The following is a 10,702-nucleotide window of genomic DNA, read 5'->3' as shown; positions in this document are numbered from 1 at the left end:
CGGCGGCGGGGCCCCGCAGGGGCAGGGCCAGCGGGCCGGCCCCGACACCGCCGGCCGGGCCTGGTCGTTCGGCCCCGGCCCCGCCCGCCGGGGTGGCCGAGGATCCCACCTGTGCCACCCGCACGGGCGACTCGCGCAACATCCCCGCCGCCCGCGCCGCGACGAGTAGCCCGATTGCCGAAAACGGTGCCCCGAGCAGGCCGGCACCCGCATCACCAAGTGCCGCGGCCACCGGGTACGGCACGCCCAGCCGGCCCAGCACCGCATCATCGGCCGAGCCCACGAGCGCCCGGACCACTGCGACCGTCCCCGGGTCGGTGAGCCGCCGCGGATTCTCCCGCAGCCAGTCGGTGAGCGACGGCGGCAGCACCGACGGTGTGCGTCCCAGCGCCGCAGTGGACAGCAGCGAGCCGGCGGCCAGGTAGGCCAGCGGCGACGCCAAGGACAGCACCAGCACCGGCGCCAGCACCCCCAGGGTGTGCGCCATCCAGGCGCCCGTACCCTGCAGCACCAGGTCAAGGCCGGACTCCAGGCGACCGTACTCCTCGGCGGCCTGCTCAAGGGCCTCGGCCAGCTCGTGGCTCCGTGCGGCAATCGCGTCTATCGCCACGGACGCGCCGAACACGCAGGCGCCGAGGTCGTCCGGTTGCCAGCTCGGCGCCGAACCGACACCCAACGCCCGCACCCGGCCGATTTGCCACTGCCACTGCTCCGCCTCCTGCTGCACCAGGCGCAGCGCCGCCATCTCGGCGAACACGGTGTCGGTGGCGACCTGGATGCTGCCGCCGCCGGACACCGTCAGGGTCCCGTCGTGTCCCCCGGGCGCAGCGCCCGAGCCGGTCACAGCGCTGCCTTCATCCGGTCGATGGCCTCATCCACGGCCCACAGCGCATCGTCCAGGGCTCGCCAGACCCCGGCCAGGTCAAGGCCCAGCTCACCCAGGCGGGTGCCGTACGCCCGTTGGGCCGGCGACCGCCAGGCCCCGCCGGACGCCTGGCCCGCCAGCCGACGCCCCGATTCCTCCACACCGTCCCGCACCCCTCTCAACAGCCGCCGTTGCTCGCGCAGCCGCGCGAGGGTCTCGGCATCCGGCCCAGTGCCTGCATCCGGCAGGATGCTGCCACCCAGTGATTCCACCGCGCCTCCTCGGTCCAGACTGTGCGGCCCACCCTGGGCCGGCCCGGTCGTGGCCGCGTGGTCCGCGCTCAATCCGGGGAAAATTTGCCCAGGACCGCGGATGTGGAGGAGGGGAATGTGGAACACAATGGACACATGAATTTCGCGGCGCTCAGTCCAGATGAGTCGACGCCATTCCGGATCATTTTCGTCTGCACCGGCAATATCTGCCGGTCGCCCATGGCCGAGGTGATGCTGCGCGACCTCGTCACGCGCTCCGGACTGGGTCGGCTCATCACGACGAGCTCCGCGGGCACCGGCGACTGGCACGTCGGCGAGCAGGCCGACACCCGCACGATCTCGGCGTTGGCCAAGCGCGGCTACGACGGCAGTCACCACCGGGCCCGCCAATTCGACGCGGGCTGGTTCGACGACCTCGACCTCGTCGTGGTGCTCGACAGGTCGCAGGAACGCATCCTGCGCAATTGGGCGCCGACCGAACGGGACCGCAACAAGGTGCGCCTGCTGCTCAGCTTCGACCGGGATCAGGCCACTCTGCGGGACGTGCCCGACCCCTACTATTCCGACGATGCGCTGTTTGACTCCGTATTAGGCATGATTGAGAGAGCCAATTTTGCGCTCTTCGCGCAGCTCGCACCCGCAATCAGACAGGGAGTCCGATGAGTCCTCTACCCCCGCAGGTCCTCAGTCCACTCGACGGCCGGTATCAAGCCGCCGTCACCGAACTGGGCGAGTACCTGTCTGAGGCCGGACTGAACCGGGCCAGGGTCAAGGTCGAGGTGGAGTGGTTGATCACCCTCACCGACCGCAGCCTGTTCGGATCCACGCCGCTCACCGTCGACCAGAAGTCAGGCCTCCGCGCCCTCGTCACCGACTTCGGTCAGGCCGAGATCGACGAACTGGCCGCCCTCGAGGCCGTCACCCGGCACGACGTCAAGGCCGTGGAGTACCTCGTTCGCCGCCGCCTGGTGCCGCTGGGCCTCGAATCGATCAGCGAACTGACCCACTTCGCCGCCACCAGTGAGGACATCAACAACCTCGCCTACGCCCTCACGGTCTCCGACGCCGTGCGTGAGGTCTGGCTGCCCAAGTTCCGCGCCCTGATCGGCGCCCTCCGCGCCCTGGCCGGCGACTACCGTGCCGACGCCATGCTGGCCCGCACCCACGGCCAGCCCGCCACGCCCACCACCATGGGCAAGGAGCTGGCGGTCTTCGTGTACAGGCTCGAGCGGATCCAGAAGCAGATCGAGGCCAACGAGTACCTCGGCAAGTTCAGCGGCGCCACCGGCACCTTCGCCGCGCACGTCGCCGCGGATCCCGCCGTGGACTGGCCGTCGGTGTCCCGCGAGTTCGTCGAGGGCCTGGGCCTGGGCTGGAACCCGCTGACCACCCAGATCGAGTCGCACGACTGGCAGGCCGAGCTGTACGGCAAGGTGTCGCACGCCAACCGGGTGCTGCACAACCTCGCCACGGATGTCTGGACCTACATCTCGATCGGCTACTTCCGTCAGGTGCCGCAGGCCGGCGCCACCGGATCGTCGACCATGCCGCACAAGATCAACCCGATCCGGTTCGAGAACGCCGAGGCCAACCTCGAACTCTCCAGCGCCCTGCTGGATTCGCTGGCCGCCACCCTGGTCACCTCCAGGCTGCAGCGCGACCTGACCGATTCCACCACCCAGCGCAACATCGGCGTCGGTTTCGGGCACTCGTTGCTCGCACTGGACAACCTGGTGCGGGGCTTGGGCGAGATCGACCTGGACCGCGAGCTGCTCGCCCACGACCTGGACACCAACTGGGAGATCCTCGGCGAGGCCATCCAGACGGTCATCCGCGCCGAGGTCAGCTCCGGGCGCTCCACCATCGCCGACCCGTATGCGCTGCTCAAGGAACTCACCCGCGGCAAGCGGATCAACCGCGCCGACCTGGTCGCGTTCGTGCAGGAACTCGAGATCGGCGACGCCGCCAAGGCCCGCCTGCTCGAGCTGACGCCGGCCGGCTACGTGGGCCTGGCCGACCCGCTGGTGGATTACCTGGGCTGACCGTCCGACGGCCGGGCATCCCGGGGTGCTGCGCCCCGGGATCCCGCCGCACTGTCCGCGCGGCGGCGCGCCCCGCGCCGGCCGATCAGCTTGTTGACTTCGACGAGCAGGAAGATCACCAGGGCAAGGCCCAGCGTGTACACCCACTCGCGTAGGCCGATCGGTGTGGAGCTGAACCATACGTTCATCACCGGCGTGTAGATGAAGACCAGCTGCAGCACGAGCATCGTGCCTACCGAGATCCACACCGACCGATTCCCGCGCAGCACGGCCGGGGTGAGGCTCGACGCGCGCAGGAACCGGCAGTTGAACAGGAACACGAGCTGGCTGAGCACCAGCATCGTCACGGCGGTGGTCTGCGCTACCGCGCGCGGCGACCCGATCGACAGCTCGTAGAAGAACACCCCGATGGTCGCGGCCGTGATCAGCACCGAGACCCAGAGCAGCCTGCCCAGGTATTCGGAGTCGAGCACCGCGCCGCCGGCCGGCCGGGGCCGGCGCAGCATGATGCCGGGTTCGGCGGGTTCGGTGGCCAGGGCGAGCGACAGGGTGACGGCGGTGATCAGGTTCACCCAGAGGATCTGGGTGGGCTGCAGTGGCAGCGCAAAACCGAACAGCACCGCCAGCAGCACCACCAGCGACTGGGCCGCGGTGGTGGGCAGGATGAAGATGATCGATTTCTGCAGGTTGTCCCTGATCCGCCGGCCCTCTTCGACGGCCTTCTGGATGGTGGCGAAGTTGTCGTCGGCCAGCACGATGTCGGCGGCCTCCTTGGTGGCTTCCGTGCCCTTGATGCCCATCGCCACGCCCACATCCGCCCGGCGCAGTGCCGGGGCGTCGTTGACGCCGTCACCGGTCATCGCGACGACCTCACCGTGGGATTGCAGCGCCTTCACGATGCGCAACTTGTGCTCAGGGCTGGTGCGGGCGAACACGTCGACGTCGCGCACCACCCGTGCCAGCCGGTCCTGGGAGAGTCTCTGCAGCTCGCCACCGGTGAGCACCCGGGGTTCACCGGTCACGATGCCCATTTCCCTGGCGATCGCGACGGCCGTGCCGTGGTGGTCGCCGGTGATCATCTTCACCCGGATGCCGGCGGCGTGCATGATCCCGATCGCCGCGATGGCCTCCGGCCGGGGCGGATCCACGATGCCGACCACGCCGAGGAACAGCAGGCCGTCCGCGACATCGCCCAGGTGCAGGGCGCTCAGGTCGGCCGGGGCGTCGCCGACGGCCGCGCCGAGGACTCGCAGCCCGGTGGAGCTGAGCTCGTCGACCTGCTGCTCCCAGAAGGCCTCGTCGAGGGGTTCCGGCAGCCCCGCGGCATCCAGCTGCCTGCTGCACCGCTCGAGCAGCCGGGCCGGTGCGCCCTTGACCAGGATGCGTGCGGGCTCGTCGTCCCACCGGTTGAGGGTGGCCATGAACTTGTTGGCCGACTCGAACGGGATCACGGCCAGCCGATCGAAGCCCGCCGGGTCGAAACCGGCCTTGTGCCCGAGGGTGCAGAGCGCCCCCTCGGTCGGTTCGCCGACCACCCGCCAGACGCCGTCGTCGGCGCTGACCCTGGCGTCGTTGCAGACGGCCATGACCTCCACCAGCCGGGCCAGGTCGTCCTGGTCGGCCACGGTCACGGGCCGGCCGTCCCTGAGGACCGCGCCGTCGGGCTCGTAGCCGATCCCCAGCACCTCGTACCGGGCCGCACCGGTGATCACGGTGCGTACCGTCATCTCGTTACGGGTGAGGGTGCCGGTCTTGTCGGTGCACACCGTGGTCACCGACCCGAGGGTCTCGACGGCGGTGAGCTTCCGCACGATGGCGTTGTGGGTGGCCATCTGCCGCACGCCGAGGGCCAGCGTGATGGTGACGAGTGCCGGCAGCCCCTCCGGCACCGCCGCCACCGCGAAGCCGATGGTGGCGGCGAAGAGGTCGGCAAAACCACGGTCGTGCACCAGCCGGCCGATCACGAGCATCAGCCCGGACACGGCGAGGATGCCCAGCGAGATACGGGTGCTGAAGACATCCAGTTGCCGGGTCAACGGGGTGGCCAGGGCCTCGGTGTCGGTGACCAGGGTCTGGATGCGGCCGATCTCGGTGTCCGATCCGGTGCCGGTCACCACGCCCCGGCCGCTGCCCGCCGCCACGATGGTGCCGGAGAAGAGCATGCAGTGCCGGTCCCCGACACCGGCATCCGCCGCGACGGCGGCGACGTCCTTGCCGGCCGGCACGGATTCGCCGGTCAGCGCGGACTCCTCGACCCTGAGATTGGTGCCCTCGATCAGACGCAGGTCGGCGGGCACCTTGTCGCCGGACTTCACCCGCACGATGTCGCCGGGCACGAGGGTCGCGGCGTCGGTGTTCACCCAGTGTCCGCCGCGGCGGGCCTTCGCGTTCAGCGACAGCATCCGGCGGATCCCGTCGAGCGCCTTCTCCGCCCGGCCCTCCTGCAGGAACCCGATCACCGCGTTGATCACGGCCACCGCCAGGATCACCGACGCGTCCACCCAGTCGCCGAACACCATCGTGAGCACTGCGGAGCCGAGCAGCACGTAGATGAGCACGTCGTTGAAGTGGCCGAGGAAGCGAAGCACCGGGTTCTTCTTCGCGACGACGGGCAGGGCGTTGGGGCCGAACCGGACCAGCCGTGCGGCGGCCTCGGCCTCGTCGAGACCGTGCCGGCTGGTGTGCAGGTCGGCGCACACGGCCTCGACGGTGCGGGCATAGGGCCGGTCTGGACTCGCCGGGGCGGGGCCGGCCAAGCCGTCTGTGGTCATGGCTGCCCCGTCAGGGGAGGAAACGCCGGGAAGCGGACCACAATGGGCCTATTAAAGCACCCTGCGGGCGGCGGAGGAGGCTAGTGACCCGGGGTCTCGCCGGTCTTGTTCTGCTCGTCGAGGTCGCTTTTCTCGGCCGCGTCGGGCTTCATGCCCAGCGCGAGCATCGCGATGACGACCAGGGCCACGATGAAGGTGATGCCCAAAGCGATCGACGACAGCGCCCAGTTGCGGGTGGCCAGCAGGATGGTGAGCCCGACGAAGAGCCCCATTCCGGCGGAGATGGCGACCAGCTCGACGGGCTTGAGGATCTCGGACCGGCTGGGCTTGTGTGGGCTGTTCTGGGTCACGGGGTGTCCGAATCTGTGGAGGAGGAGGCCAGGTCGCGCGGCGCATCCGCGTGCGCAGAAGAAAGGGAGACGCCGGCGATGACCAGGTAGACGCCGATGATCACCAGGTAGGCGCCGAGCAGCCCGACCGCGACGACGGCGTGCGGCGGCAGCAACAGGAACACCAGCGCGAGCACCGCGGTGAGAGAACCGACGACCAGCCAGTCGCGGGGGACCTGGCCACGTCCGCGGACGCGGATGCCCGTGTACAGCTCGAGAGCGCCGGTGACCGCAGCCCACACCGAGACGATGTAGAGGAAGAAGCCCAGCCCGCCGGCGGACATCGCCAGCGCGAGCACGCCGGCGAGCGCACCGACCGCGCCCTGAACAGCGAAAATGCTGCGGTCGCGGGGGTCGGTGACGGTCTTCCAGCTGAGCAGCCCGGTGATCAGGCCGCTGACCAGCGCGAAGGCGCCGAACACGACGAGCCCGAAACCGGCGGAGTGGTCGGCGTTGAACGTGATCACGGCCGCCGGCACGAAGGCCACGATGGCGCGCGTTATGGGCACGGTCCAGTACCGGGTACCGATGACGGCTGCTGCCGGGGCATGCGCCACGCGGGCACCTCTTTCGTCGCAGGGAGTCCTGCCAGTCTACGCGGCGCATTCGGCCGGGTTCGGTGCCCGGGCGTAGCGGGCGCCGGCATCCGCGACTACCGTCGGGCGGGACAGGGGGTCCAACGGTGGTCACTTCGAACGTACCGGCCGGCAGCGTGCGGGTCAGCCCCGGGGAAGACGCGGCCGCGTTGGCGGGCCTGCTGGCCCGGGCGCCGGCCGAGGTGCCCGGTTTCCTCACCGGTCGCTCCGGCCTGCCGGGCCCGCGGGCCAACCTTCCGCTCGCCGATGCGTTCGCCGGTACGGCGCCGGCCGAACTGATCTGGAGCCTGGTCGATTCGGCCGACGAGTATCTGGCATTCTGCGGCACCGAGGGGCTCGGACGGCTCGCGCTCTCCCCCGACGAGCGGCCCGCTGCCCTCACGGCACTTCGTCGCGCCGCCGCCGACGAGCGTTGGCGGGTACGGGAGGGCGCCGCGCGGGCGCTGCAGCTGATCGGGGACGCCGACCCGGCCCTGATTCACGCCGTCGTGGAGGACTGGTCGGAGTCCATGGACGCCTGGCTGGCGCGCGCCGCCGTGGCCGCGATCTGTGAGCCACGGCTGTTGGCCGATGACGACGCCCAGGCGCTGGCAGTGCGGGTCTGCGACCGGGCCACGGCCCTGCTGCTTCGCGGCGAACCGAACCCGAACGACCCTGTGCGCGCCCGCGAGGCGCACCGGGTGCTGCGCCAGGCCCTGGGCTACGGCTGGAGCGTGGCGATCGCCGCGAGCCCGGCGGCGGGCCTCACCGTTTTCCGCGCGCTGACCGCCAGCGACGACCCGGATGCCCGCTGGATCGTGCGGTCGAACCACGCCAAGGCGCGGCTGCGGTCGGTGCTCGCCGATCGCAACCTTTGGGGAACCGTCGGCTGAGCCGCGCTCTGTCCTCCGAGGCGCTGAGTCGCCCCGCCTTGCAGTGTCGAAGGGGCGCAGCCCGGGTCAGAGGGCGTTGACGGCGCCGAGCACCTTGGTGAGCGAGTCCTTGGCGTCACCGAACAGCAGCGTGGTCTTCGGGTCGAAGAGCAGCTCGTTCTCGATGCCGGCGAAGCCCGGGCGCATCGACCGCTTGAGGAAGACGATCTGGCGGCCCTCTTCGACCTCGAGGATCGGCATCCCGTAGATCGGCGCGCCCGGCGAGGTCTTCGCGGCCGGGTTGACGACGTCGTTCGCGCCGACCACGAGCACCACATCGGTGTTCTTGAACTCGGGGTTGACCTCGGCCATCTCCTTGAGCGACTCGTAGGGCACGTTGGCCTCGGCGAGCAGCACGTTCATGTGTCCGGGCATCCGCCCGGCGACGGGATGGATCGCGAAGGCCACGTCGACGCCGCGCGCCTCGAGGGTCGTGGCGAGCTCGGCGATGGTGTGCTGACCCTGGGCCACGGCCAGGCCGTAGCCGGGCACGATCACCACACGCTGCGCGTAAGCGAGCATCACGGCGACGTCCTCGGGGTTCGAGGAGCGCACCGGGCGGTCGCTCTGCGTTGTGGAGCCGGCGGTCGAGCCGCCGCGGAAAGCGCCGAACATGATGCCGCTGACGCCACGCCCCATGGCGGAGGCCATGGCTCGGGTGAGGATGGTACCGCTGGCACCGACCAGGGTGCCGGCGACCACGAGCAGCACGTTGTCCAACACCACACCGGATGCCGCGACCGCGAGTCCGGTGAAGGCGTTGAGCAGCGAGATGACGATGGGCACATCGGCGCCGCCGACGGGCAACACGAGCAGCAGGCCGACGACCAGGCCGAGTACCAGGAGCAGCAGCGCCCAGCCGGTGGACCCCGTTGCCACGACGAGCCCGCCGATGACGAGGGCTGCCACGACCGCGAGGGTCATGACCCACTTCATGCCGGGGAACACCACCGGGCGGGTGGTGATCAGTTCCTGCAGCTTGGCCACGGTGATCGCGGAACCGGCGAACGAGACCGCGCCGACGAGCATGGTGAAGACCACCGCCACGAGCACCCAGGGGCCTTCACTGTGACCGAGTTCGAGCATCGCGACCAGCGCAGCGGCGCCGCCGCCGACGCCGTTGAACAGTGCCACCAGTTGGGGCATCTGAGTCATCTGCACCCGACGGGAGATGGGCGCCGCGATCGCGGATCCCACCGCGATCGCCAGCAGGATCAGCGGGATGTTGTCGAGCTTGGCCGACAGGAACACCGTGATCACGGCGAGGGTGGCGCCGGCGGCGCCGATCAGATTGCCGCGGCGGGCGGTGCGGGGCGAGCTCAGGCCCTTGAGGGCGAGGATGAAGCAGACGGCCGCGGCCAGGTAGAGCAGTGCGGTCCACTCGGCGGACAGGAGGCTCATTTGGTGGTGTCCTTCGGGGTGACGGCGGGCTTCCGGCCGCGGAACATGCCCAGCATCCGGTCGGTGACGACGAAACCGCCGACGAGGTTGGCGGTGGCGAGGGCGACGGCGAGTAGGGCCACGAATATCAGCCACGGGTCGTCCAGCTGGCCGGCGACGATGATCGCGCCGATCAGGATGATGCCGTGGATGGCGTTGGCGCCGCTCATCAGGGGGGTGTGCAGGGTGCTGGACACCTTGGAGACCACCTCGAAGCCGACGAAGACGGTCAACACGATGACCGTGAGCAGAGTGATCGGATCCATCAGTTCTTTCCTTCCAGCGCGGCAGCGGTCGGTGCGTGCCGCACCTCGCCGCCGGTGGTGAGACAGGCTCCGGCGATGACCTCGTCGGTGAAGTCGGGTACGACCTGGCCGTCATGAATCATCAGCGCGAGCAGGTTGGCGACGTTCTTGGCGTACAGCCGCGATGCGTCGGAGGCCATCGCGGAGGCGGCGTCCTGCATGCCGACGAGGGTGACGAAGCCGTCACCGGCCGCGGTGGGCACCAGCTGGTCGACGCCGGGGAGTGCGCCCTCGACGTTGCCGCCGGTTTCGGCGGCGAGGTCGATGACCACGGAACCGGCGGGCATGGCCGCGACCATCTCCCGGGTCACCAACAGCGGGGCCGGCCGGCCGGGGATCGCGGCGGTGGTGATGAGCACATCCGCCTTGGCCACGTGTGGGGCCAGCAGTTCGCGCTGGCGCACGGCGCGGTCCTCGGCCAGTTCGCTGGCGTAACCGCCGGTGCCTTCGACGGCGGCCAGGTCGAGGGTGATGAAGGTGCCGCCCATCGAGGTGACCTCGTCGGCCGACGCCGGCCGCACGTCATAGGCGGAGACCCTGGCGCCGAGGCGCTTGGCGGTGCCGATGGCCTGCAGTCCGGCGACGCCGGCGCCGAGCACGAGCGCCCGGGCCGGCGGAATGGTGCCGGCCGCGGTCATGTAGAGCGGGAAGAACCGGGGGAACCGGATGGTGGCTTCGAGCACGGCCCGGTAGCCGGCGACCAGGGCCTGCGAGGTGAGCGCGTCCATCGACTGGGCCCGGGAGATACGTGGCACCAGTTCGAGCGCGAACGATGTGACCTGTGCGGCGGCCAGGGCTGCCACCGTGGGCAGTTCGGACGCCGGCGACGCCAGACCCACCGTGATGATTCCGGCCGGTAGCGTGGCGGCCAGCTGGGGACTCAGCGGACGCACGTGGCAGAGCACATCGAACGCGGTGGCGTCGAAGTCCGCGACCAGCTGCGCGCCGGCCTTCTCATAGGCGGCGTCGGAGTAGCCCGATGCCAGTCCGGCGCCGGCTTCGACGGTGACGTCGACACCCAGCGCGGTGAGTTGGGTCACCGTTTCCGGTGTTGCTGCGACGCGTTTTTCGCCCTCTCGGCGTTCACGCCCTATGCCAACCTTCACGAGTA

10 protein-coding genes and 1 pseudogene are annotated in these 10,702 nt (G+C 70.2%); 3 read left to right on the top strand and 8 right to left on the bottom strand.

Features of this window, described 5'->3' with window-relative positions:
• Together E3O60_RS12045 and E3O60_RS12040 are read right to left on the bottom strand one after the other, a co-directional pair.
• Positions 1-844: pseudogene (locus tag E3O60_RS12045) on the bottom strand (hypothetical protein); the annotation flags it as partial.
• Positions 841-1,137 (bottom strand): hypothetical protein, encoded by a 297-nt coding sequence (locus E3O60_RS12040; RefSeq protein ID WP_134498187.1) that lies wholly within the window; start codon positions 1,135-1,137, stop codon positions 841-843. The gene E3O60_RS12040 and the pseudogene E3O60_RS12045, both read right to left, overlap by 4 nt.
• A gap of 135 nt (positions 1,138-1,272) precedes the next feature.
• On the opposite strand from E3O60_RS12040, the gene E3O60_RS12035 reads away from it, so the two are divergent.
• Together E3O60_RS12035 and purB are read left to right on the top strand one after the other, a co-directional pair.
• Positions 1,273-1,800 carry a low molecular weight protein-tyrosine-phosphatase gene (locus tag E3O60_RS12035; RefSeq protein ID WP_088457753.1) on the top strand — a complete coding sequence of 176 codons (528 nt, stop codon included), beginning with the start codon at positions 1,273-1,275 and terminating at the stop codon, positions 1,798-1,800.
• Entirely contained in the window at positions 1,797-3,179 is a 1,383-nt protein-coding gene (gene purB, locus E3O60_RS12030; protein ID WP_088457754.1) for an adenylosuccinate lyase, read from the top strand. Before E3O60_RS12035 ends, purB begins: the two co-directional genes overlap by 4 nt.
• Here purB and E3O60_RS12025 read toward each other — a convergent pair.
• From E3O60_RS12025 to E3O60_RS12015, 3 genes are all read right to left on the bottom strand, one after another.
• Positions 3,167-5,950 (bottom strand): HAD-IC family P-type ATPase, encoded by a 2,784-nt coding sequence (locus tag E3O60_RS12025; protein ID WP_088457755.1) that lies wholly within the window; start codon positions 5,948-5,950, stop codon positions 3,167-3,169. The two genes, purB and E3O60_RS12025, sit on opposite strands and share 13 nt — an antisense overlap.
• A gap of 80 nt (positions 5,951-6,030) precedes the next feature.
• Positions 6,031-6,300: a hypothetical protein gene (locus E3O60_RS12020; RefSeq protein WP_088457756.1), complete on the bottom strand. Its 270-nt coding sequence runs from the start codon at positions 6,298-6,300 to the stop codon at positions 6,031-6,033.
• Complete coding sequence (locus E3O60_RS12015) at positions 6,297-6,896, bottom strand: DUF308 domain-containing protein (protein WP_088457757.1); 600 nt, start codon at positions 6,894-6,896, stop codon at positions 6,297-6,299. The genes E3O60_RS12020 and E3O60_RS12015 overlap by 4 nt, the downstream gene beginning before the upstream one ends.
• A gap of 125 nt (positions 6,897-7,021) precedes the next feature.
• On the opposite strand from E3O60_RS12015, the gene E3O60_RS12010 reads away from it, so the two are divergent.
• Positions 7,022-7,807, top strand: coding sequence for a HEAT repeat domain-containing protein (locus E3O60_RS12010; protein WP_198415717.1), 786 nt, complete (start codon positions 7,022-7,024; stop codon positions 7,805-7,807).
• A 66-nt stretch (positions 7,808-7,873) separates the two neighbouring features.
• On the opposite strand, the gene E3O60_RS12005 is transcribed toward E3O60_RS12010, so the two are convergent.
• Genes E3O60_RS12005 through E3O60_RS11995 form a run of 3 tightly spaced genes read right to left on the bottom strand, consistent with a single transcriptional unit; the run spans position 7,874 to position 10,697 of the window.
• Entirely contained in the window at positions 7,874-9,247 is a 1,374-nt protein-coding gene (locus E3O60_RS12005) for an NAD(P)(+) transhydrogenase (Re/Si-specific) subunit beta (RefSeq protein WP_088457758.1), read from the bottom strand.
• Entirely contained in the window at positions 9,244-9,552 is a 309-nt protein-coding gene (locus tag E3O60_RS12000) for an NAD(P) transhydrogenase subunit alpha (protein WP_088457759.1), read from the bottom strand. The genes E3O60_RS12005 and E3O60_RS12000 overlap by 4 nt, the downstream gene beginning before the upstream one ends.
• Positions 9,552-10,697, bottom strand: coding sequence for an NAD(P) transhydrogenase subunit alpha (locus tag E3O60_RS11995; RefSeq protein ID WP_134498185.1), 1,146 nt, complete (start codon positions 10,695-10,697; stop codon positions 9,552-9,554). The genes E3O60_RS12000 and E3O60_RS11995 overlap by 1 nt, the downstream gene beginning before the upstream one ends.
• Positions 10,698-10,702 lie beyond the last annotated feature (5 nt).

Origin of the sequence: Cryobacterium sp. TMB1-7 (assembly GCF_004402435.1) — a bacterium.
In the GTDB taxonomy this organism is placed as follows: domain Bacteria; phylum Actinomycetota; class Actinomycetes; order Actinomycetales; family Microbacteriaceae; genus Cryobacterium; species Cryobacterium zongtaii.
The sequence above is the reverse complement of the archived record's forward strand: the minus strand, read 5'-3'. Positions and strand labels throughout refer to the sequence as shown.